General features: G+C 70.1%; 20 protein-coding genes. 9 read left to right on the top strand and 11 right to left on the bottom strand.

Annotated elements, in window-relative coordinates; genetic code table 11:
- Positions 1 to 3: 3 nt before the first annotated feature.
- Complete coding sequence (locus ACFWP7_RS17575) at positions 4 to 1,086, bottom strand: LacI family DNA-binding transcriptional regulator (RefSeq protein ID WP_384382406.1); 1,083 nt, start codon at positions 1,084 to 1,086, stop codon at positions 4 to 6.
- Between the two features lie 237 nt (positions 1,087 to 1,323).
- On the opposite strand from ACFWP7_RS17575, the gene ACFWP7_RS17570 reads away from it, so the two are divergent.
- Positions 1,324 to 2,283, top strand: a complete 960-nt coding sequence (locus ACFWP7_RS17570) for an ROK family protein (RefSeq protein WP_384382404.1) — start codon at positions 1,324 to 1,326, stop codon at positions 2,281 to 2,283.
- A gap of 23 nt (positions 2,284 to 2,306) precedes the next feature.
- Here ACFWP7_RS17570 and ACFWP7_RS17565 read toward each other — a convergent pair whose 3' ends face one another.
- Together ACFWP7_RS17565 and ACFWP7_RS17560 are read right to left on the bottom strand one after the other, a co-directional pair.
- Positions 2,307 to 4,355: an NPCBM/NEW2 domain-containing protein gene (locus ACFWP7_RS17565; protein ID WP_384382402.1), complete on the bottom strand. Its 2,049-nt coding sequence runs from the start codon at positions 4,353 to 4,355 to the stop codon at positions 2,307 to 2,309.
- A 466-nt stretch (positions 4,356 to 4,821) separates the two neighbouring features.
- A complete protein-coding gene (locus ACFWP7_RS17560) occupies positions 4,822 to 5,292 on the bottom strand; it encodes an excalibur calcium-binding domain-containing protein (RefSeq protein WP_384382400.1) in 471 nt (156 codons plus the stop codon).
- A 121-nt stretch (positions 5,293 to 5,413) separates the two neighbouring features.
- Here ACFWP7_RS17560 and ACFWP7_RS17555 point away from each other — a divergent pair, with 121 nt between their 5' ends.
- Positions 5,414 to 5,605 (top strand): hypothetical protein, encoded by a 192-nt coding sequence (locus ACFWP7_RS17555; RefSeq protein WP_384382398.1) that lies wholly within the window; start codon positions 5,414 to 5,416, stop codon positions 5,603 to 5,605.
- Positions 5,606 to 5,739: 134 nt separating this feature from the next.
- A complete protein-coding gene (locus ACFWP7_RS17550; protein ID WP_384382396.1) occupies positions 5,740 to 6,780 on the top strand; it encodes an NUDIX domain-containing protein in 1,041 nt (346 codons plus the stop codon).
- An 18-nt stretch (positions 6,781 to 6,798) separates the two neighbouring features.
- On the opposite strand, the gene ACFWP7_RS17545 is transcribed toward ACFWP7_RS17550, so the two are convergent.
- The 3 genes from ACFWP7_RS17545 to ACFWP7_RS17535 all read right to left on the bottom strand — a co-directional run bounded on the left by ACFWP7_RS17545 (position 6,799) and on the right by ACFWP7_RS17535 (position 9,228).
- Positions 6,799 to 6,984, bottom strand: a complete 186-nt coding sequence (locus ACFWP7_RS17545) for a hypothetical protein (RefSeq protein ID WP_384382394.1) — start codon at positions 6,982 to 6,984, stop codon at positions 6,799 to 6,801.
- 334 nt (positions 6,985 to 7,318) lie between these two features.
- A complete protein-coding gene (locus ACFWP7_RS17540; protein WP_384382392.1) occupies positions 7,319 to 7,726 on the bottom strand; it encodes a hypothetical protein in 408 nt (135 codons plus the stop codon).
- Positions 7,727 to 7,872: 146 nt separating this feature from the next.
- Positions 7,873 to 9,228, bottom strand: coding sequence for a dipeptidase (locus tag ACFWP7_RS17535; protein ID WP_384382390.1), 1,356 nt, complete (start codon positions 9,226 to 9,228; stop codon positions 7,873 to 7,875).
- Positions 9,229 to 9,412: 184 nt separating this feature from the next.
- Here ACFWP7_RS17535 and ACFWP7_RS17530 point away from each other — a divergent pair, with 184 nt between their 5' ends.
- Positions 9,413 to 10,618, top strand: a complete 1,206-nt coding sequence (locus ACFWP7_RS17530) for a geranylgeranyl reductase family protein (protein WP_384382388.1) — start codon at positions 9,413 to 9,415, stop codon at positions 10,616 to 10,618.
- Between the two features lie 45 nt (positions 10,619 to 10,663).
- Here ACFWP7_RS17530 and ACFWP7_RS17525 read toward each other — a convergent pair whose 3' ends face one another.
- On the bottom strand, positions 10,664 to 11,116 hold the full coding sequence (locus ACFWP7_RS17525; protein WP_384382386.1) for a nitroreductase family deazaflavin-dependent oxidoreductase: 453 nt from the start codon (positions 11,114 to 11,116) through the stop codon (positions 10,664 to 10,666).
- Positions 11,117 to 11,412: 296 nt separating this feature from the next.
- Here ACFWP7_RS17525 and ACFWP7_RS17520 point away from each other — a divergent pair, with 296 nt between their 5' ends.
- Positions 11,413 to 12,150 carry a TetR/AcrR family transcriptional regulator gene (locus ACFWP7_RS17520; RefSeq protein WP_384382384.1) on the top strand — a complete coding sequence of 246 codons (738 nt, stop codon included), beginning with the start codon at positions 11,413 to 11,415 and terminating at the stop codon, positions 12,148 to 12,150.
- On the opposite strand, the gene ACFWP7_RS17515 is transcribed toward ACFWP7_RS17520, so the two are convergent.
- Positions 12,102 to 12,902 carry a BTAD domain-containing putative transcriptional regulator gene (locus ACFWP7_RS17515; protein WP_384382382.1) on the bottom strand — a complete coding sequence of 267 codons (801 nt, stop codon included), beginning with the start codon at positions 12,900 to 12,902 and terminating at the stop codon, positions 12,102 to 12,104. The genes ACFWP7_RS17520 and ACFWP7_RS17515 overlap by 49 nt on opposite strands.
- A 124-nt stretch (positions 12,903 to 13,026) precedes the next feature.
- On the opposite strand from ACFWP7_RS17515, the gene ACFWP7_RS17510 reads away from it, so the two are divergent.
- The 3 genes from ACFWP7_RS17510 to ACFWP7_RS17500 are packed head-to-tail and all read left to right on the top strand — an operon-like array spanning position 13,027 to position 17,140.
- Complete coding sequence (locus ACFWP7_RS17510) at positions 13,027 to 15,186, top strand: MMPL family transporter (RefSeq protein WP_384382380.1); 2,160 nt, start codon at positions 13,027 to 13,029, stop codon at positions 15,184 to 15,186.
- A gap of 53 nt (positions 15,187 to 15,239) precedes the next feature.
- Positions 15,240 to 16,478, top strand: coding sequence for a sensor histidine kinase (locus ACFWP7_RS17505; RefSeq protein ID WP_384382378.1), 1,239 nt, complete (start codon positions 15,240 to 15,242; stop codon positions 16,476 to 16,478).
- Positions 16,475 to 17,140, top strand: a complete 666-nt coding sequence (locus ACFWP7_RS17500; protein ID WP_384382376.1) for a response regulator — start codon at positions 16,475 to 16,477, stop codon at positions 17,138 to 17,140. Before ACFWP7_RS17505 ends, ACFWP7_RS17500 begins: the two co-directional genes overlap by 4 nt.
- Here ACFWP7_RS17500 and ACFWP7_RS17495 read toward each other — a convergent pair.
- Complete coding sequence (locus tag ACFWP7_RS17495; RefSeq protein ID WP_384382374.1) at positions 17,101 to 17,391, bottom strand: DUF6332 family protein; 291 nt, start codon at positions 17,389 to 17,391, stop codon at positions 17,101 to 17,103. The genes ACFWP7_RS17500 and ACFWP7_RS17495 overlap by 40 nt on opposite strands.
- Positions 17,392 to 17,686: 295 nt before the next feature.
- Positions 17,687 to 19,183: an MFS transporter gene (locus ACFWP7_RS17490; RefSeq protein ID WP_384382372.1), complete on the bottom strand. Its 1,497-nt coding sequence runs from the start codon at positions 19,181 to 19,183 to the stop codon at positions 17,687 to 17,689.
- An 86-nt stretch (positions 19,184 to 19,269) separates the two neighbouring features.
- Here ACFWP7_RS17490 and ACFWP7_RS17485 point away from each other — a divergent pair, with 86 nt between their 5' ends.
- A complete protein-coding gene (locus ACFWP7_RS17485) occupies positions 19,270 to 19,677 on the top strand; it encodes a MarR family winged helix-turn-helix transcriptional regulator (protein WP_384382370.1) in 408 nt (135 codons plus the stop codon).
- 41 nt (positions 19,678 to 19,718) lie between these two features.
- Here ACFWP7_RS17485 and ACFWP7_RS17480 read toward each other — a convergent pair whose 3' ends face one another.
- Complete coding sequence (locus ACFWP7_RS17480; RefSeq protein ID WP_384382368.1) at positions 19,719 to 20,918, bottom strand: MFS transporter; 1,200 nt, start codon at positions 20,916 to 20,918, stop codon at positions 19,719 to 19,721.
- Positions 20,919 to 20,975: the final 57 nt, after the last annotated feature.

Raw genomic sequence — 20,975 nt, 5'->3', positions numbered from 1 at the left:
GGCTCAGACGGCGGGCGGCAGTTCCCCCGAGCCGCGGGTGATCAGCCGGGTCGGGAGCTGGATGCGTTCCGGAGTGATGAGGCTGCCGTCGAGCTGGCGGAAAAGGCGTTCGGCCGCGGTGCGGCCGAGGGCGGCGGCGTCCTGGGCGACGACGGTGACGCCGGGCTGGAGGAGATCGGCCAGTTCGATGTCGTCGAAGCCGACAAGGGCGACCGGACGCCCGCGCTCGGCGATGACTCGGACCACCGTGACGGTCACACGGTTGTTGCCGGCGAAGACCGCGGTGACGGGGGAGTCGCCGGAGAGCATGTCCTCGGCCGCCTTGCGCACCCGCTGCGGGTCGGTGACGCCCAGGGACATCCACGCGTCCTCGACCTCTATACCCGCGTCCTCCATCGCGGCGCGGTAACCGCGCAGTCGCTCGGCGGCCGTGTGGATGCGGGGCATGTCACCGATGAAACCGATCCTGCGGTGGCCGTGGGCGATGAGATGGGCGACACCGTCTCGGGCCCCGCCGAAGCTGTCGGACAGCACGACGTCGGCATCGATCCTCCCCGCCGGGCGGTCCACGAACACCGTGGCGACGCCCGCCTTTATCTCGGGTTCCAGATAGCGGTGGTCGTCACCGGCCGGAATCACCACGAGCCCGTCCACCCGGCGCGCACACAGCGCGAGGACCAACTCCTGCTCGCGGTCCGGGTCCTCGGCGCTGGAGCCGTTGATCAGCAGTGCGCCATGGGCGCGGGCGACCTCTTCGACCGCCCGGCTCAGCGGCCCGTAGAACGGGTCCGCGAGATCCTCCAGGACGAGTCCGATGCTTGCGGTGCTGCCCTTGCGCAGCACCCGGGCGCTGTCGTTGCGGCGGAAGCCCAGCGCGTCGATGGCCTCCTGGACGCGGCGCTCGGTGTCCGGGGTGACCCCCGGTTCGCCGTTGACCACACGCGAGACCGTCTTGAGACCGACCCCCGCGCGCGCGGCGACATCCTTCATGGTGGGACGGTTGCCGTAGCGGTTCTGGGATCGGCGGGCGGTCTCTGCCACGATGCGCTGTCCTGTCCTGTCGTCCACGGGGATGCTTCGCTCCATAAAGAATGATCCATGAGAATGGACTATGGGGATGCGTCGGTCCGTGGGGTTGTATGAGGATGTGGCGTCGAGCATAGAGCCTGGACAACGTTGTCAGATGCGGGAGACACTGTCCACCGCATTCTCCGGCCTGCGCCTTCCCCCAGAGGCGCGTGGTTCCGTCCTGTTTCCGGCCGGGGACACGGACCCGCAGCGCGGCGGGTCCGATTCAACACCGCCTTGGGAGATCTGACACTGATGCACACCGACCTCGTGGCCGCGCTCGACATCGGCGGCACCAAGATCGCCGGAGCGCTGGTGGACGGCCACGGCCGGATTCTCCTCCGCGCGCAGCGTGCGACGCCCGCGCAGGAGGACGGCGACACCGTGATGGGGGCCGTGGAGGAAGTGATCCGCGAGCTGACCCTTTCCCCTCTGTGGGGCAGGGCGGGCGCCGTCGGCATCGGCAGCGCGGGACCCGTGGACGCCTCGGAGGGCACCGTGAGTCCGGTGAACGTGCCGGGCTGGCGTGGCTATCCCCTCGTCGAGCGGGTCCGCAGGGCGACGGATGGGCTGCCCGTCGAGCTGATCGGCGACGGCGTGGCCATCACGGCGGCCGAGCACTGGCAGGGCGCGGCACGCGGCCACGCCAACGCGCTCTGCATGGTCGTGTCGACGGGGGTCGGCGGCGGGCTGGTCCTGGGCGGCAAACTGCACCCAGGGCCCACCGGCAACGCGGGTCACATCGGCCACATCAGCGTGGACCTCGACGGTGACCTCTGTCCCTGCGGATCCCGAGGTTGCGTCGAACGCATCGCGAGCGGCCCGAACATCGCGCGCCGTGCGCTGGAGAGCGGCTGGCAGCCGGGTCCGGACGGCGACACCTCGGCGGCCGCGGTGGCCGCCGCCGCCCGCGACGGTGACCCGGTCGCCACCGCCTCCTTCGAGCGCGCGGCGCAGGCCCTCGCGGCGGGCATCGCGGCGACCGCGACCCTCGTCGAGATCGACATCGCCGTCATCGGCGGAGGCGTCGGCAAGGCCGGGGACGTCCTCTTCACGCCGCTGCGCAAGGCGCTGTCCGACTACGCGACGCTGTCCTTCGTCCAGCGCCTGACCGTGGCGCCCGCGCTGATGGGCACGGACGCCGGTCTGGTCGGCGCGGCGGCGGCCGCGCTCACCCGCAAGGCGAACACGACCGCCGCAGGTGTGAGTGGCTGACCCGGTGGCGGCCGGGCGGCGCGTCAGCAGGTCAGCTGCGCGTCCGCCCAGTCGCCGTGGTCCGAGGTGCTCCCGTCGCCGCCGTCGGTGACGACGAGACGTACCAACTGGGCGCCGCTCACGTCGGCTGAAATCGCCTGCGCGGCCTGGGCGTTGGTGAGGACGCCCGAGGAGGCCACCTTCGTGCCGTCCGCCCAGATCTCGAAGGCGACGGAACCGTCGTTTCCTTCCTCGTCGTCGACTCCCACCTGTGCGCTGACGGTCTCGCATGCCTTGCCGGTGTAGTACTCGACGGTGCTGTCGGCATGTACGCCGAGCCCCTTGGCGTACACGACACCGTTGACAGTCATCGGATTACCGTCGCCCGATTCGTTCTCACCGTTGCTCGTGTTGCGCTCAACAGGACCCCAGCCATTGGTCGTCGACAGCCACGGCAGGTCCCCGAGGGAGGAGACTCCCGAAGGGGGTGCCACGACGACGGACGCGGTCAGCGGCAGCACGCTCTCGGCGCGCACTCCGGTGGGCGAGCGGTAGGTCGCCTTGAGTGTCAGGTCGTACGAGCCCGCGGGCGTGCCCTGGGGGGCGGTGACCTTCCATGCCGTACGCAGCGACCGGCCCGTCTGCAGCACGTGCGCGCCGGCCGGTGAAGTCGCCTTGACCGCCCAGCCCGCGGGCCCGCTCAGTTTCACGGAGACCTGCGTGGCGGCCGCACGGCCCAGATCGGTGACCGTTGACGTCAGCTTCACGGGCTTGCCCGCCTCGACCAACAGGCTGCCGTCGAGGCCCAGTTCGACGGCGGGCGGGTTCTTGGCCCACGTGGCGTCGGTGGAGACGCGTACGAGCACCGTGCCGTGCGCGGGAACGGTCGCCGAGATGGCGCCCGCGGTGTTGTAGCTCTTGTGCTGCCACAGGTCGCGGACGGTGTAGGCGCCGGCGGCGGGCAGACCGACGGCCCGCGCGGTGGTGGCGACGCGCTGTGCGCTGCCGCTCTCGTTGAACAGCGCCACCGTCCGGGTGCCGTCCTTCATTTCCTTGGCGACGACCCAGCGCCCGCCCTCGGAGGAGAGCACTGTGCCCTGTTTGCCGAGCGGGTCCTGGTCGACGGCGATGACCTCCTTGTTGCCGAGGATCTCGAAGGTCGCGTCGGACGCGTCGCGCAGGTCGGAGCCGATGAGCAGAGGCGCGGCCATGATCGACCACAGGGAGAAGTGCGAGCGGTACTCGGTGTCGGTCATGCCGCCGTTTCCGACCTCCAGCATGTCCGGGTCGTTCCAGTGCCCGGGACCGGCGTACTGGGCGAGCGGCAGGTTCTGCTTGAGGATCGACAGCATCGACCCCCAGTTGTCACTGATGTCACCGGTCGTACGCCACAGGTGTCCGACCTCGGACGCCCATTCCCAGGGCTTGTTCTCGCCCCACTCGCAGAGGCTGTAGACGATCGGGCGGCCCGTTGTCCGGGTGGCCGCCAACAGGGCGTCGCGCATCGTCGTATAGCGCAGGCGGGCATCCACGCCCTGGTTGTTGCAGTTGTCGTACTTCAGGTAGTCGACACCCCAGTCCGCGAACTGCTGGGCGTCGCTGTACTCGTGGCCGAGCGCACCCGGGAAGCCCGCCTCGTTGCAGGTCTTCGTGCCGGCGCTGGTGTAGATGCCGAGCTTCAGCCCCTTGGAGTGGACGTAATCGGCAACTGCCTTGAGTCCATTGGGGAATCGGACGGGATCGGGCACCAACTTGCCGTTCGCGTCGCGGGACTGCAGGGCCCAGCAGTCGTCCAGATTGACGTACTGGTATCCGGCCGCCTTGAGGCCCTTCTCGACGAAGATGTCGGCGATCCCCTTGACCATGTCCTCGTTGAACTCGGCGCGGCAGTTCGTGGAGTTCCAGTTGTTGAAGCCCATGGGCGGGGTGAGGGCCAGGCCGTCGTCCACGGCCGGGGCCACGTCCTCGGCCGAGGCGGCATCCTCGGCGGGGGCGGCCAGGGCCGGCGCGGCGAGGCCGATCGTACACAACAGTCCTGCGGCGAGTGTTCCGACCACTCTTCGGCGGGCCGTGCGGGTGTGAAGGTGACGCATCGTTACGTTCCTCCGAGCACGCGAAAGGTGGGATGACGTCATGTCTGTGTCATCCCTGTGTGCGTTTACGGTAGGACGTGTCGGACCCTGTTGGAAGGGTTGCGTCGTGACGGGTGTCAGGCGGTAGTTGGTGTTCGAAATATCGTCAGATCTCTTGACGGAGCCCTCGAATGGGAGTGAGATCCCCAATCGTGTGTTCGGTTGTGTTGGTAGATGACTGAGGAGGAAGGCAGGGCTGGGCCTGCTCTCCAGCGGCTCCTTCTGCTTGTGGGCGTGCCGGAACATCGGATGTTCCGGCGAAGTGGCTTGCGTGGCGCGGATGTTGGAGTCGGCGCGCTCGCGCTCGGCGCCCGGGGTTCGGCGTCCGGTGAGGTACCTGTCGGAAACAAAAACGAAGCCGGCGTGGAGGCCGGCGCTCCGGACGCCGTCCCCAACTCTCTGGGCTCGACGTGGCGCTGACGGCCTCTTACTCGCAGCCGACGCCGTCCCCGTCACGGTCGAGGTGGCGGCCGTAGCCGGGTTCGCCGACGTGCACGGGAGCGGCTCCCGCGGCGCGGGCGGCGGCGCAGTTGCCGTAGTAGACGTCGTCGCTGCCGCCGCCGCTGTCGTCGGTGTCGCTGCCGGCGGCGGGTTGCGCGGTGACGGTCGTTCTCACGGTCGTCGTCGCCCGGACCGTCACGGTGGCAGCGGGCTTCGGCGTGGCCGTCTCCGTTGCCGTTGCGGTGGCGGTGGCTGTCTCGGTCGCGGTGACCGTGGCCCTCGGCTGGGGATCGGCCGCTGCGGGCTCCTTGTCGTCGCCGCTGCCGCCGACACCTATGCCGATGCCTATGCCGATGAGGAACGCCACGGCGAGCGCAGGCAGGAGGAACCGTTCGCGCGCCGAGACCGGTGCGGTGCGGGCCGGTGCGTTCGATGGTGGTGTGTACGGATTGGCCATGTTGTCCCCCCAGGGATGTTTCGAGGGGGATGACGGTAGTGCTACGGATGTGCCAGGTGGTGCGAAGTCGCGTTGCGTGACCCACCCGTTACTGATGACCGGCTTCGCAGTTGATCCGGGCATGAAGAAGCGAAGCATGCTTGCCATTGCCTCCCTGGCCGCCGGATTCGTCGTCGCGGCGGTCACGCCTTCCCACGCCGACACGGACGTACTCGACAACCTGGACGTCAACGACACGCTCAGCTCCCTCGACCACACCGTCAGCAGTGACAGCCTGGCGATGGACGAGGGTGCACTGGGCAAGAACAGCTGAGAGGTTCGTTCCGCGGCGCCGGTGTCCCTGGGCGGGGGCACCGGCGCCTTGCTTTCGGCCCCCTCATCAGGGGCTGGTTTCCGTGGCAGGGTGAAGCGGGCAAGCCTCAGGGGGCCAACAGAAGAGGGGGAACCGTGATCGTCTGGATCAACGGTGCGTTCGGTGCGGGGAAGACCACCACCGCACGGGAACTGATCGAGCTGATCCCGAACAGCACGCTCTTCGACCCCGAGGTCATCGGTGGCACGCTCCCGCAGCTGTTGCCGCCCAAGCGCCTCGCAGAGGTCGGCGACTTCCAGGACCTGCCGATCTGGCGACGCCTCGTGGTCGACACCGCGGCCGCGATGCTCGGCGAACTCGGAGGTGTCCTTCTGGTCCCGATGACCCTGCTGCGTCAGGAGTACCGCGACGAGATCTTCGGCGGCCTCGCCGCGCGCCGGATCCCGGTGCGGCATGTGCTCCTCGCCCCGGCGGAAACGATCCTGCGCAAGCGAATACAGGGGCGTGAGGTGCCCCCGGAGCTGCCCGACGGTGCGATACGGGTGCGCCAGTGGTCCTACGACCACATCGAGCCCTATCGCGCCGCACTCAGCTCCTGGCTCCTCGCCGACGCCCACCCCGTGGACACCGGCGCGCTCACCCCGTACGAAGCCGCTCTGCGTATCGCCGGGGCCGTACACGCCGGGGACGTGCCCGTGTGCGAGATCGTGCAGACCCCCGAACCCACCGCGGAGACCGTCGCCGCGGGGGTGCTCCTCTTCGACGACCAGGACCGTGTGCTGCTCGTCGACCCGACGTACAAGGCGGGCTGGGAATTCCCCGGCGGCGTCGTCGAGCCCGGCGAGGCTCCCGCGCGCGCGGGCATACGAGAGGTCGCCGAGGAGACCGGCCTCCAGCTCGACGACGTACCCGCTCTGCTCGTCGTCGACTGGGAGCCGCCAGCGCCGCCCGGCTTCGGCGGCCTGCGCCTGCTCTTCGACGGCGGCCGCCTCGACACCGCCGCCGCCGGGCGCCTGCTGCTCCCCGGACCCGAACTGCGCGACTGGCGCTTCGTGAGCGAGCAGGAGGCCGCGGATCTACTGCCACCCGTGCGCTATGAGCGGCTTCGGTGGGCCCTGCGGGCGCGCGAACGCGGGGCGGCGCTGTACCTGGAGGCAGGGGTTCCGGTTGGTTGATGCCGATATGAACTGACGTCAGGTGCGCCAGGAGCTGCCGAGTCGGAGCAGCTCCTCCGCCGGATACGGGCTCTGCCGGGTTTCCTGTCGGAGCCTGCCGATGAAGTCCGTCATCACGGCGGCGAGGGGTGCGTGCCGGGTGATGATCGCGGCGGCCGGCCGCGGGATTCCCTCGGGCCGCGTCCCCTCGGCGCAGGCGCGCACCAGCTGCTCGCGTTCTTTCCTGCCAACCGTACAAGGCGGTGATCAGCCAGTTCACCAGATACGACTGCGTATACGAGCGGTCGTAGTTCGCATGCCGGGCGAAGAAGTCGGCTTCGCCCGTTGACAGTTGGAAGCGTGCGGAGAGTGAGAGGCCGTAGTCCGTGAAGTACAACTGGCGGCCGTCGGTGAGGATGTTCTCGAAGTGCGCGTCGAAGTGCAGGAGTCCTCGCGCGTTCATGAACGACACGCCGACATCCAGCCCCTCCTCGACCAGGGAGTACGCCGCTAGGTCGCCGGGCTTCTCCTGGAGCCGCGTGCCCTTCCCGCTTATGTATCACTGGCGGGTACTGCCCGACTCGGTGCACCCACTTCCCGACGAGCCCCCGAACCGCCCGCCCAGCACCCAGTTCGTCGTCATCGTGTGCACGGAGAGTTCACGCCAGGCTCCGAATCCTGGCCCACCGCCGATGCCGTACTGGCAGAAGGACGGCACTCCGAAGAGGTTGGCCGTGGACCGGACGTTCTCCGGCCGCCGCTCCAGATCCGTGAGCGGCACCCGCTTGACGAAGACCGGCTTTCCGGCGCCGCCCAGCAGCGCGGATCTCCCGCCGATGCCTGTGCCGAGGGGCTTGGCGGTCGCCACCAGGTCGCCGAGTTCGCGGTCGCCGTACTGGGCCAGGGCGGTGGATACCCCGCTGTGGGTGCCGAGGCGCATTGCGTGTGTCAGGTCGGAGGTCTCCACCGCGCCAAGATTGCCCTCTTCTGGTGGTGGTCCTGGGTCCCGCCGATTTCCGCAGTCCGGCCGACCCTCTGCGTAGCGCAGGGCCCTCACCGAACGGCAAGGGCCCTGCGCGGTGGGCAGATCGGCTCAGCCGCCCGCCCGTGTGCTCAACTCGCCGCGTAGTTCCGCAGGAAGAGTGCCTCCGCGATCGAGAGGCGTTCCAGCTCGTCCGGGGAGACGCCCTCGTTGGCCGCGTGGATCTGGGCCTCCGGCTCGCTGAGGCCGATGAGGAGGATCTCGGTCCGCGGGTAGAGCGAGGCGAGGGTGTTGCAGAGCGGGATGGAGCCACCCATGCCCGCGTACTGCATTTCCTGACCCTCGTACGCGACCGACATGGCCTCGGCCATCGACGCGTACGCCGGGCTGGAGGTGTCGGCGCGGAACGGCTGGCCCTCGCCGATCTGCTCGGTGCTCACCCGCGCGCCCCACGGCGTGTGCGCCACCACGTGGGCCTCAAGGAGCTTGGTCGCCTCGGCCGCGTCCATGCCCGGCGGCACCCGGAGGCTGACCAGTGCGCGGGCGCCCGCCTGCACGGACGGGGTCGCGCCGACGACCGGCGGGCAGTCGATGCCGAGGACGGTGACGGCCGGACGCGCCCAGACCCGGTCGGCGACGGTTCCGGAGCCGATGAGCTCGACCCCGCCCAGCACCTTCGCGTCCTCGCGGAACGCCTCTTCCTCGTACTGCAGGCCGTCCCAACGGGCGTCGTCGGCCAGCCCGTCGACCGTCGTCGAACCGTCCTCGGCGCGCAGCGAGTCCAGTACGCGGATCAGCGCGGCGAGCGCGTCGGGCGCCGCGCCGCCGAACTGGCCCGAGTGCAGGTTCCCTTCGAGGGTGTCCACCTGAACGCGTACGAGGGTCATACCGCGCAGCGTCGAGGTGACCGTCGGCAGACCGGCCCGGAAGTTGCCCGCGTCGCCGATGACGATGGTGTCGGCGGTCAGCAACTCGGGGTGCTCCTCGGCGTATGCCTGGAGACCGCCCGTGCCCTGCTCCTCCGAACCCTCGACGATGACCTTGACATGCACGGGCACGCCGCCGTTCGCCTTCAGCGCACGCAGCGCGAGGAGATGCATCACGACGCCGCCCTTGCAGTCCGCGCTGCCCCGTCCGTACCAGCGGCCGTCGCGCTCCGTCAGCTCGAAGGGCGGCGACACCCAGGCCGCTTCGTCCAGTGGCGGCTGCACGTCGTAGTGCGCGTACAACAGGACGGTCTTCGCGCCCTCGGGACCGGGCAGGAAGCCGTATACCGACTGCGTGCCGTCGGGGGTGTCGAGCAGTGCCACGTCCTGGAAACCCTCGGCGCGCAGGGCGTCGGCGACCCAGTTCGCGGCGCCCTCGCTCTCGCTCCTGGGGTATTGATCGAAGTCCGCCACCGATTTGAAGGCCACCAGCTCGGTGAGCTCCGCCTTCGCCCGGGGCATCAGGGAGGCGACGGTCTCGGCGACCGAATTCGACGACATGGGCACGCTCCTTGTGGGTGCGACGTTGTACTTCTGTGTACAGGTGATCGTGCGGTGTGTAAGCGTCTCCCGGTGTGCAGGGCGCCTACGCTGCCGATCCTCCCACAGTGGCCTGCGGCGATGGCCGCCGTAGGATGCGGGAGACACGTGCGGCAGACGGCTGGACTGGGAGCAAAAGACCATCGTGAGCAGCGAGAACTCTTCGGCGGACGACGGGCAGCGGGTGTGGGACGTCGTCGTGGTCGGCGCGGGGCCCGCAGGCGCCTCGGCCGCCTATGCGGCAGCGGTCGCGGGACGCAGCGTCCTGCTGCTGGAGAAGGCGGAGCTGCCGCGCTACAAAACGTGCGGCGGCGGAATCATCGGCCCCTCGCGCGACGCGCTTCCGCCCGGCTTCGAACTGCCGCTCCGGGACCGCGTGCACGCGGTCACGTTCTCGCTGGACGGAAAGTTCACGCGCACCAGGCGCTCCCGGCAGATGCTGTTCGGGCTGATCAACCGCCCCGAGTTCGACCAGCAGCTGGTCGAGTTCGCGCAGAAGGCGGGCGCCGAACTGCGTACGGGCGTCACGGTCTCGCGCGTCGAACAGCACGGCTCCGCCGTACCGGACCGGCGCACCGTCGCCGTCGTCCTGCAAGGCGGTGAGACGGTGCTGGGACGGGCGGTCGTCGGCGCGGACGGCAGCGCCAGCCGTATAGGAGCGCACGTCGGTGTGAAGGTCGACCAGGTGGACCTCGGCCTGGAGGCGGAGATTCCCGTCCCGGAGACCGTCGCCGAGGACTGGGCCGGACGCGTCCTCATCGACTGGGGACCGATGCCCGGCAGTTATGGCTGGGTGTTCCCCAAGGGGGACACGCTCACCGTCGGTGTGATCTCCGCGCGCGGTGAAGGCGCCGCCACCAAGCGGTACTTGGAGGACTTCATCGCCCGGCTCGGGCTCGCCGGATTCGAACCGAGCATCTCCTCCGGGCACTTGACGCGCTGCCGCGCCGACGACTCACCGCTGTCGCGCGGCCGGGTGCTGGTGTGCGGGGACGCGGCGGGGCTCCTCGAACCCTGGACCCGCGAGGGCATCTCCTTCGCACTGCGCTCCGGGCGGCTCGCGGGGGAGTGGGCGGTACGGATCGCCGAGGCGCACGACGCGGTCGACACCCGGCGCCAGGCCCTGAACTACGCCTTCGCGATCAAGGCGGGACTCGGCGTCGAGATGAGCGTCGGCAAGCGTATGCTCTCCGCCTTCGAACGCCGTCCGGGTGTGCTCCACGCGGTGATCACGGGTTTCAGGCCGGCGTGGAGTGCCTTCGCAGGGATCACGCGTGGCTCGACCTCGCTCGGCGAGGTCGTCCGCTCCCGGCCGATCATCGGGCGCGCGCTGAACGCGCTCGATCGATAGCTTCCGGGCTACGGGACCGGTGGTGGGTCACGGACCGGTGGGGGGTCACCGCTTGACCGTGATCCGGAACACCGGGTGCTTGGGCGCGGCGGCGAGGAGTTCCTCGTCGCTGGAGTTCGCCGTGACGTCGCCGAAGAAGCGGCCTACCTCCCAGCCCCACTTCTTGAGATAGGTGCGCAGGACCACCGGCTTCTCGGCGTCGGGCAGCTCGACCGCCGTGAACTCCTGGCTCCTGCGGCCGACCTGGAGCCGCCCGCCGCCGGCCGCCCGCAGATTGCGTACCCATTCGGAGTGGCCGCGGGCGGAGATGAGGTAGGGGCCGCCCTCGTACGGGAGCGGGTTGACGGGAACCTTCCGCCACTCGCCGCTCTTGCGGCCCTTGACGGAGAGTTCGGCGCTGCCGAGGAGGCTGACGCCGTGGCGCGCGAGCCAGCCGACGAGGCCGTTCATGGCCCTGTCGAAGGACTTGGGCTTGATGTAGTGGGCCGACGACGACATGGTTCCTCCTGAGTTTCGGAGAGCACTGCTCTCGCTTGAGAGCAGTCTGTACGAGATCGGTGATCCAAAGCAAGAGCACTGCTCTCGTTTTTGTGCGGCGCTCTCGTTTTGGTGCACTGCTCACGCCGGTGAGCGCCGTACTGGGAGCTGGGAGCTGGGAGCTGGGAGCTGGGAGCTGGGAGTCGGGAGCCGCGCGCAGCGTGCGGCGCGCGGCGCGCGGCGGAAGCACCGCTCCGCTTTCGGAGCACCGCTCTCCTTTGTGTGCACTGCTCCGGAAACATGACACACTGCCCCGCATGAGTACCGCACGAGGGGCACGCGCCCGAGCCAGGATCGAGGTCACCGCGGCCATCAAGGACGAGGCCCGCGACCAGCTCGCGGCGGAGGGCGCCGCCAAGCTCTCGCTGCGGGCCGTGGCCCGCGAGCTCGGCATGGTCTCCTCCGCGCTCTACCGCTACTTCCCCAGCCGCGACGATCTGTTGACCGCACTCATCATCGACGCCTACGACTCTCTCGGCGAGGCCGCGGAGTCGGCGCACGCCCGAATCGTCGGCGCCGCGCCCCGCGAGCGCTGGACAGCGGTCTGCGTGGCGGCGCGCCACTGGGCACTGGAGCATCCGCACGAGTACGCGCTCATCTACGGGTCGCCCGTGCCCGGTTACACCGCGCCGGATACCACCATCCCCGCCGCGTCCCGTGTGGGCCTGCTCCTGATCGCCATCGTCCGCGACGCGTACCAGGGCAAGGGAGTCGCCCGCCCCCGCCTGCCCGCCGACCTGCAGACCGAGGCGCGGCAGATGGCCGCCGACCTCGCGCCCGACCTCCCGCCCGAGGTCGTCACGGCGCTCGTGGCCGCCTGGGCGCAGCTCTACGGGCTGATCAGCTTCGAGCTGTTCGGCCAGTTCCATCGGGTCGTCGAAGACCGCGAAACCTTCTTCCGGCATGCGGCGGATCAACTCGCCCACGGTGTGGGCCTGGTGTTCCCTCAGCCCGCCGAAACGGTGGCCAAGGGATCCAGCGGCTCCGGGTCCTGACGCAGGATCCGCGCGTGCAGCGAGCGCAGCGCGGGCCCGGGGTCCGCGCCGACGGCCTCGACGAGACGCTGCCGTACGCCCTCGTAGGCGACCAGCGCGTCCGTGGGCCGGCCGGTCCGGTACAGCGCGAGCATCAGTAGTTCCGCGAGGCGCTCGCGCAAAGGGTGCGCGGCGACCAGCCGGACGAGCTCGTGGACGTACTCGAAGGACCTGCCGAGTTCGATCTCGCCGGCCAGCCGCGCTTCGAGGACGGTGAGCCGCTTCTCCGCCCAGCGCAGCCGCTCGGCCGCCAAGTAGGGGGCCTGCAGGCCCTCCGCGAACTCGCCGCGCCACAACTTCTCGGCGTGCGCGACCAGTTCGCCCGCGCGACGCAGTTCGCCCGCATCGCGCGCGGTCAGCGCCGCGCTCACCAGCCTCCGCCGCTCCCGCAGGTCGTCGACGTCCGCGCCGGTCAGCCGGTATCCGCTGCCCGTCCAGGCCAGCTCCACCCCGTCGCCGAGGGCGCGGCGCAGCCCGGAGGCGTACTTCTGCACGAGATTGCGCACATGTGCGGGCGGAGCACCGCCCCAGACAGCCTCGACCAGGCCGTCGTAGGAGATCGGGCGACCGTCCTGCAGCAACAGCACCGCGAGCACCGCACGTTGCTTGGGCGGGCCGAGGGGAATCTCCGATCCGTTGCGCAACGCCCTGAGCGGGCCGAGCAGTTCGAAGCGTAGGCCGTCGTGCGAACCGTACGGAGTCCCGTCACCCATGGGTTCGAGGTTAGCCCGGGCCCGGCGTTGTTCGACCCCCGCATTCCAGTGGATCTTCCAGCGGATGGTCAGCGTCGCCGGTGACCGTGGCCTGGCAAGGACTTCTGGAGAAAGGCCCTAACGAATGTTGACCCGCCTCGGCCGGCTGGCGGTGCGGCGCAGTCGCGCCGTTCTGCTCGGCGCGCTCCTCGTTTTCCTCGGTCTCGGCGCGTACGGCGCGGGCGCCCAGAATGACCTGGACCTCTCGCGCTGGAGTGCGCCCGGCACGGAATCGGTGCGCGCGGGCGACGTCCTGCGCGAGGAGTTCGGCACCGGCAACCCCAATCTCGCGCTGCTCGTCACGGCACGCGACGGCGACGTCGACAGCCCCGGCACAGCCCGTGCGGCCCGCGCCCTGGCCGCCGAGGTCGAGGATCTGCCGCTGGTCACCGACGTCACCTCGTACTGGGGTGCCGGCAGCTCCGCCCTGCGCAACGTCGACGGCACGCGAGCCCTCGTACTCGCGCGGCTCGAAGGCAGCGCGACCGAGACTCGGCAGGAACTCGCCATTCTCTCGCCCCGGTTGACCCGCGTCACACCCGAACTGACCGTGCGAGTAGGGGGACAGGAGGAGATCTCCCGGCAGGTCGGCGAGCAGGCCCGAGCCGATTTCCTGCGCGCGGAGGCGCTGGCGATCCCGGCCGTCGTGCTCCTGCTGATCCTCGTCTACCGGCGTACGGTTGCCGCTCTTCTGACCGTGGCCGTGGGCTTGTTGTCGGTGTTCGGCACGCTTGCCGGGCTGCGGCTGCTCGCGCAGTTCACCGAGGTGTCGACGTTCGCGGCGAACCTCGCGCTCGTGCTGGGCCTCGGACTCGGCGTCGACTACAGCCTGTTCGTGATCAACCGCTATCGCGAGGAACGCGCGGCCGGGCACGTGCAGCAGGCCGCAGTCGTCCGGGCGACCGCCACCGCCGGACGCACGGTCGTCTTCAGTGGAGTCACGGTGGCGGTGTCGCTGTGTGCGCTGCTGGTGTTCCCGTTCTTCTTCCTGAGCTCGTTCGCGTACGCGGGCGTCCTCGTCGTCCTCACGGCGGTCGCCGGAGCGGTGCTCTTCCTGCCTGCAGCCCTGGCCCGCTGGGGCCACCGGGTGGAACGCCCCGCCGTGCCCACCTCCGGCTTCTGGCACCGCACCGCGCTACGGGCCATGCGCCGCCCTCTCGTCACCGGTGCCGGAGTCCTCACCGTCCTTCTCCTCGCTGCGTCTCCCCTGCTGGGCCTGCGCTTCGGGCTCCCCGACGAACGGACCCTGCCCACCGGCACCTCCTCGCGCACCACGGCTGAGATCGTGCAAGAGGAGTTCCCCGCCGAACCCACCGACACCGTGCAGGTCGTCCTCGACAAGCAGGCCGACACCCGCGCGTACGCCGCCGAGCTCTCCCGGATCCCGGGGATCTTCCAGGTCGACGCCCCAGAGGGCGCCTATCGCGACGGCGGGCGCACCGGCCCGGCGGGCCAGGACGGGCTGACGGCACCCGACGGCCGTGTACGCCTCGCGCTCATCCCCACTCAGGGGGCGCTGTACGGCGACGTACCCGCGCTCGTCGAACGCGTCAGAGACACCCCGGCACCGGCCCGGGCACTCGTCGGCGGCTACCCCGGAGAGACCACCGACTTCCGCTCGACGCTCCTGAACCGGCTCCCTTTCGCGATCGGACTGGTCCTGGCGGCGACGTACCTGATCCTCTTCCTGATGACGGGCAGCGTGCTGTTGCCCCTCAAGGCGACGGTTCTGAACCTGCTCAGTCTGGGCGTGATGTTCGGCTGCCTGGTGTGGGTGTTTCAGGAGGGGCATCTGTCCGGGGTCCTGGGCTTCACCCCGACCGGCTCGATCGAGCCGAGCGTTCCGGTGCTGATGTTCTGTGTGGCGTACGGACTGTCGATGGACTATGAGGTGTTCCTGCTCGCCTGCATCAAGGAGGAACACGACAGGACCGGTGACACGGAGCGCGCGGTCGCCGAGGGCATCCGGCGCAGCGCACCGCTGATCACCGCCGCGGCCGGGATCCTCGCACTCTCCTTCCTGTCGTACGTCACCGGAGGCGTCGTCTTCCTCAAGGAACTGGGCCTCGGCACCGCCCTGACGATCCTCGTGGACGCGACCCTCATCCGGGTGGTGCTGCTGCCCGTGACGATGCGACTGGCGGGCCGCGCCAACTGGTGGGCGCCGAAGCCGCTGCGCCGCCTCCACCGGCGTATCGGGATCAAGGAAGAGCCGCAGGAGGTACTACGCGAGGAGTACGTGTGATCACCTCGCCAGGCTGACGCCCTGGGCGGCCCGGCGCGTCTAGCGTGACCGTCATGGAAGAGCAGCGCACTCCCAGGTCCCCGGCATGGGGCGGCCCACCCCCGTGGTGGCGGCACGGACCGCCGGGGTGGCACGGAGGGGACGACCAGGAGCGCCGCCCCCGCCGGCCCTGGCGCTCCACGCTGGCGCTGACCGTCTTCGTGTTCGTCGGCTCCACCTTCGCGAGCCAGGCCCAGGAGGGCGAACGCGCATCCCTGGACCTCTTCGCACGGGCGCTGCTGCTTGTGGGGTGCGGTCTGCTGCTGTGGCGGCAGCGGTACCCGGTGTTCGTCGCCTTCGGTACCGCCGCGGCGGCCATGCTCTACCTGGGCGCCGGGTACGCGTACGGGCCCGTCTTCCTCACCGTCGCCCTGGGCTGCTTCAGCGCGATCGTCGCCGGACACCGCAGAGCCGCCTGGGCGGCCGTCGGGATGCTCTGGGCCGGGCATGTGCTGGTGGCGCACTGGCTTTACCGGTGGCTGCCGCCGTCGGGGGACAAGCCCGCCGCCTGGGGGCAGGAGATGGTCGTCGCCACCTGGATCGTGGCGATCGTGGCGCTGTCCGAGCTGGTCCGGGTACGCCGTGAACAGTGGGCCCGCGACCGCGTCGAGCGGGCGCAGGCCGCCAAACGGCGCGCAGACGAGGAGCGGCTGCGGATGGCGCGCGAGCTGCACGACGTCCTGGCACACAGCATCTCGGTGATCAACGTCCAGGCGGGCGTGGGTCTCGCTCTCCTGGACTCCGACCCGGAACAGGCGCGCACGGCGCTCACCACGATCAAGGCGGCGAGCAAGGAGGCGCTCGGTGAGGTCCGCCAGGTGCTCGACACGCTGCGTGCGCCGGGGGAGGCGCCGCGCGCTCCGGCGCCTGGGCTCGACCGGCTCCCCGAACTCGTCGAACAGGCGGCGGGCGCGGGCCTGACGGTCGAGCTCCAGGGCGCGGCCCCGAAGCTGTCGCCGGGTACCGACCTGGCCGCCTTCCGCATCGTCCAGGAGGCGCTCACCAATGTCGTACGGCATTCGGGATCGCGGCACGCGCGCGTGCTGGTCGAGCGGGCAGAGAGCGCGCTACGGCTGCGTATCGACGACGACGGGCCCGCGACCGGCGCGGACGCGGGCGGCAGCGGCAACGGACTGGCCGGAATGCGGGAGCGGGCCGCGGCCCTGGGTGGCACGATCGAGGCGGGCCCGCGGGAGCACGGAGGGTTCCGCGTCATGGCCGTACTGCCGCTGAAGGCCAAGGAGGAACGGTGATCCGCGTACTGCTCGCAGACGACCAGTTGCTGGTCAGGGCAGGCTTCAAGGCGCTGCTCGACGCGCAGCCGGACATCGAGGTGGCCGGCGAGGCCGCCGACGGCGAGGAGGCGCTGCGTCAGGTGCGTGAACTGCGCCCCGACGTCGTCCTGATGGACATCCGTATGCCCCGGCTCGACGGCCTCGCCGCGACCCGCCGTGTCACGGACGACGCCGACCTCGGGGACGTCAAGGTGGTCATGCTCACCACCTTCGAGCTCGACGAGTACGTCTTCGAGGCGATCCGCTCCGGCGCCTCCGGCTTCCTGGTCAAGGACACCGAGCCGGAGGAACTCCTGCGCGCGGTAAGGGCCGTGGTCGAGGGCGACGCGCTGCTCTCGCCGGGGGTGACCCGCCGACTGATCGCCGAGTTCGCGGCCCGGTCGAAGGAGCCCGCAGCGGTCCAGTCCCTCGCTGAACTCACCGAGCGAGAACGGGAGGTGATGGCCCTGGTCGGCATCGGACTGTCCAACGACGAGATCGCGCGGCGCCTTGTCGTCAGTCCGCTCACGGCCAAGACCCACGTCAGCCGCACGATGATCAAGCTGGGTGCCCGCGATCGGGCCCAACTGGTCGTGCTGGCCTACGAGTCGGGACTGGTGCGGCCGGGCTGGCTCGGCTGACTCCCGCCCTCGTGGCCGAAGCGGAGCAGCACGCTGACCACGCGCACGGCGAAGAGGACAGCGGCGAGGACGATTCCCGATCCGAGAAGGGCCTTGCCGACCGGGCCGGGGAGATCGAAGAGCAGCGCCGGACCGGCCACGGCCCCGAACACGACGGCCCCCGCGAACGCCGCGCTCAACAGCGCGTATCCGATCTCGACGGTGATCGCGTCACGCTCGGCCTGACTCCGCCGCCCCCTGGTGAACTCCATACGCCGAGTCAAACAGGCCTGTGACCGGCGGGCAAGAACGCCCGCCGGTCACACGCCCGTTGAGGCGTCCCCCCTAGGATCTGTCCGGCCGATGAGGCCGCAGACGCGGGGTCTGGCACGCACATCTGCCGCGTTGTCGTCGGTCGCCGACTCCCCCACTCTCGGCTTCGCTCGAGCGGGGGGACCCCCATCGCGTCGACTCCCTCCTCCGCCTTGCAGCTGCACGCACCAGACCCCGCTCACGGCGTTCACAAGGCGCCGCCGATTTCCCGCGACCTGATCGGCCGGACAGGCCCTAGTCGCGAACCGCCACGCGATCCGCGCCCGCCTCCTCCTGGATGGCTGGTTCCTGGACGGACTTGACGACCACGATCGACTCCCGCGGACGCCGGGTCCGCAGCCCCGGCAGGCTGATCAGCAGGCCCACGAAGGCGATCGCGGTCACCACCACCAGGCCGGGCCGGTAGCTGTCCAGGACGGCCTGCGGCGAGGAACCCCCGGAGGAGTTCGCGGCCACGACAGCCGTCACGATGGCCAGGAAGATCGCGCCGCCCACCTGGACCGAGGTGTTGAGCAGCCCCGAGACCATGCCCTGCTCGTGGTCGTCGACGCCGTTGGTGGCCTGGATGTTGAGCGAGGGGAAGATCAGCGCGAAGGCCCCTCCGATCAACGCCATCGACGGAAGGATCAGCGTCGCGTAATCCGGGGCGAGGCTGACCCGCAGGAACAGCGCGTATCCGGTGATCATCAGCGCGAAGCCGACGACGATCAGCCGCTGAGTGCCGAACCGGTCGACGATCGCGCCCATCTTCGTCGCGGACAGCGCGACGATCGCACCCGCGGGCAGGAAGGCGAGCGCGGTGTGCAGTGCCGACCAGCCGAGCAGGGACTGCATGTAGAGCGTGACCAGGAACTGGAATCCGACGTACGAGCCGAAGAGCGTCATCGCTCCGAGCTGGGCGCGGAGTTGGGTGCCGGAGCGCAGCACGCCGAGCCGGATCAGCGGACCGGACGAGCGCTGTTCGATCCGCACGAAGACGGTCAGCAGGACGGCGACCGCGAGGAAGGACAGCAGCGTACGGGCAGAGGTCCAGCCGCTTTCCGGTGCCTGTACGACGGTGAAGACGAGCAGCAGCATCGAGGCGGTGCCGATGATCGCACCGGGTATGTCGTAGCCGTTGTGGTCCTTCTCGCGCTCGCTGCGCGGGAGGAGCTTCAGACCGGCGAACAGGGCGATCACGGCTATGGGCGCCGGCAGCAGCATGGTCAGCCGCCAGCTGGCCTCGGTGAGCAGGCCGGACAGGACGAGGCCCATGGAGAAGCCGGTGGCGGCGCAGGTGGTGTAAATGGAGAGGGCGCGGTTGCGCAGCGGGCCCTCGGCGAAGGTAGTGGTGATGATCGACAGGCCCGCGGGCGCGGTGAACGCCGCGCTCAGGCCCTTGATGAAGCGGCTGGCGATGAGCAGCGGGCCCGAGTCGACGAGGCCGCCGAGCAGCGACGCGAGAGCGAACACGCCCAGGGCCACGAGGAACACCTGGCGCCGGCCCAGGAGGTCGGCGGTGCGTCCGCCGAGGAGGAGCAGGCCTCCGTATCCCAGGATGTAGCCGCTGACGATCCATTGGAGCGTCGAGGTGGAGAGATCGAGTTCGGAGCCGATGGACGGCAGGGCGACGCCGACCATCGACACGTCCAGCGCGTCCAGGAACATCGCGGCGCAGAGCACCAGCAGGGTGCCCCACAGCCGAGGAGTCCAGCGTCCCTCGGTTGCGGAGGTGGTGAGCGGAGAGGTCATGTCGGAGACAATACATGCGCATGCATCCAATGCAAATGCATTTAATTCCGATGCAACAAAGGGGATTCTTTGCTACGGTTTCGCGCATGGCGGCGAAGAAGGCCGAGCAGGTGCTCGTCAACCAGTGGCGCGACATCCTCGCGGTGCATGCGCGCACCCTTTGCGAGCTGGACCGCGAGTTGCACCGGCATGGCCTCGGTGCCAGTGACTTCGAGGTACTCGACGTGCTGGCCGGGAGCACCGCGTCGGACGGCGGCGGCTCCTACCGTGTGCAGGAGATCGCCGAGCGCGTCCATCTGAGCCAGAGTGCGCTGTCCCGGCTGATCGCCCGCCTGGAGCGGGACGGTCTGGTGACGCGCGGGATGTGTACGGAGGACCGGCGCGGGGTGCGCGTCTGCCTCACACCGAAGGGGCGTGACCTGCACGGCGAGGTGCTGCCGGTGCAGCGTGCGGTGCTGACGCGGATGCTGGCGGGCGGAGACCAGGACGACTGACTGGGGTGGTCCGTCCGGTCGTAAGTGCCGTTCGCCCGGCCTCAGTCGACGGCGACGTGTCGTGTCGCGAAGCCGATCAGTGCGGCCGCCGCCGCGAGGGCCGCCACGCTGGTGAGGGCCACGGGCAACGAGTACCAGTCGGCCATGAACCCGATCGCGGGCGGGCCGAGGAGCATGCCGCCGTAGCCGAGGGTGGACGCGGTCGCGACCCCGCTCGGTCCGGCGAGTGCACCGGCGCGTTCGATGGCCACGGGGAAGATGTTGGCGAGCCCGAGCCCGGTGACGGCGAAGCCGAGCAGGACCGCCCACACCGAAGGTGCGAGGGAGCCGATCAGCATGCCGAGCGCCGCCGTCGTACCGCCCGCCACCAGCGTCCGGGTCCGGCCCAGCCGCTCCAGCAGCGCTGTTCCGCTCAGTCGCCCGATGGTCATCGCGAGGGCGAAGCAGGAGAAGCCCGCGGCCGCGACGCCGGGGTGCGCGTCCAGGTCCTGCTCCAGGTGCAGCGCGCCCCAGTCCGCGAGAGCCCCCTCGCCGTACGCCGTGCACAGGGCGATCAGGCCGAAGACGACGACCAGCCCGCGGGTACGGCCGTCGAGGCGCCGTTCCGGACCCTCCTCGTGCCGCATGTGATCCGGCGGCGCCGGGGCCTCGTACCGCAGCAGCGCGCGCCCGGCGACGGCCGTCACGAGCAGGCCGATCACCGTGAGCCCGAGCAGGTGGCGGGTGGGTGACAGCTGTCCTGCGACCAGACCGCCGAGCCCCGCTCCGACCACGCCTCCCAGGCTGAACGCCGCGTGGAAGCTCGGCATCACCGGTCGCCGCAGTGCGGCCACGAGGTCGACGGCCGCGCTGTTCATGGCGACGTTGAGCCCGCCGTACCCCACACCGAGCACGAACAACGCGGCGCCGAGAGCGGGGGCGGAGTGAGTGAGTGGGGGCAGGGCGATGCTGAGGGAGAGGAGGACGCCGCAGATGACGGTGATGGGGTGGCTGCCGTAGCGGCGGCAGAGCCGTCCGGTGATGATCATCGTGAGTACCGCGCCGACGGAGACTCCGAGGAGTGCCAGGCCCAGGGTGCTGGCGGAGGCGTGGGTCTGGTCCTTGATCGCGGGGATGCGGACGACCCAGCCGGCGAAGAGGAAGCCGTCGAGGGCGAAGAAGGCGGTGATGATCACCCGGAGCCGGGTGAGCGTGTTGTCGGGTGTGGTGTTGTCCGTCCCGGTTTTGTTTATTTGCGGCACAAAGTCAGGCTAGGTTGAAGCCGGGGGGAGAGCAAGGGGGTTGGGCGACCGGGGCCG

This window comes from Streptomyces sp. NPDC058470, assembly GCF_042721055.1.
Lineage (GTDB): Bacteria > Actinomycetota > Actinomycetes > Streptomycetales > Streptomycetaceae > Streptomyces.
Note: the sequence above shows the minus strand (reverse complement) of the source record. Positions and strands in the feature narration are given on the sequence as shown.

Excerpts from the sequence above, each read along its gene's own strand:
- ACFWP7_RS17510 (WP_384382380.1), top strand. The coding sequence starts at position 13,027 with ATGTTGACCCGCCTCGGCCGGCTGGCGGTGCGGCGCAGTCGCGCCGTT.
- ACFWP7_RS17525 (WP_384382386.1), bottom strand. The coding sequence starts at position 11,116 with ATGTCGTCGTCGGCCCACTACATCAAGCCCAAGTCCTTCGACAGGGCC.
- ACFWP7_RS17570 (WP_384382404.1), top strand. The coding sequence starts at position 1,324 with ATGCACACCGACCTCGTGGCCGCGCTCGACATCGGCGGCACCAAGATC.
- ACFWP7_RS17505 (WP_384382378.1), top strand. The coding sequence starts at position 15,240 with ATGGAAGAGCAGCGCACTCCCAGGTCCCCGGCATGGGGCGGCCCACCC.
- ACFWP7_RS17515 (WP_384382382.1), bottom strand. The coding sequence starts at position 12,902 with ATGGGTGACGGGACTCCGTACGGTTCGCACGACGGCCTACGCTTCGAA.
- ACFWP7_RS17535 (WP_384382390.1), bottom strand. The coding sequence starts at position 9,228 with ATGTCGTCGAATTCGGTCGCCGAGACCGTCGCCTCCCTGATGCCCCGG.
- ACFWP7_RS17520 (WP_384382384.1), top strand. The coding sequence starts at position 11,413 with ATGAGTACCGCACGAGGGGCACGCGCCCGAGCCAGGATCGAGGTCACC.
- ACFWP7_RS17490 (WP_384382372.1), bottom strand. The coding sequence starts at position 19,183 with ATGACCTCTCCGCTCACCACCTCCGCAACCGAGGGACGCTGGACTCCT.
- ACFWP7_RS17565 (WP_384382402.1), bottom strand. The coding sequence starts at position 4,355 with ATGCGTCACCTTCACACCCGCACGGCCCGCCGAAGAGTGGTCGGAACA.
- ACFWP7_RS17555 (WP_384382398.1), top strand. The coding sequence starts at position 5,414 with ATGAAGAAGCGAAGCATGCTTGCCATTGCCTCCCTGGCCGCCGGATTC.
- ACFWP7_RS17575 (WP_384382406.1), bottom strand. The coding sequence starts at position 1,086 with ATGGAGCGAAGCATCCCCGTGGACGACAGGACAGGACAGCGCATCGTG.
- ACFWP7_RS17485 (WP_384382370.1), top strand. The coding sequence starts at position 19,270 with ATGGCGGCGAAGAAGGCCGAGCAGGTGCTCGTCAACCAGTGGCGCGAC.
- ACFWP7_RS17495 (WP_384382374.1), bottom strand. The coding sequence starts at position 17,391 with ATGGAGTTCACCAGGGGGCGGCGGAGTCAGGCCGAGCGTGACGCGATC.
- ACFWP7_RS17560 (WP_384382400.1), bottom strand. The coding sequence starts at position 5,292 with ATGGCCAATCCGTACACACCACCATCGAACGCACCGGCCCGCACCGCA.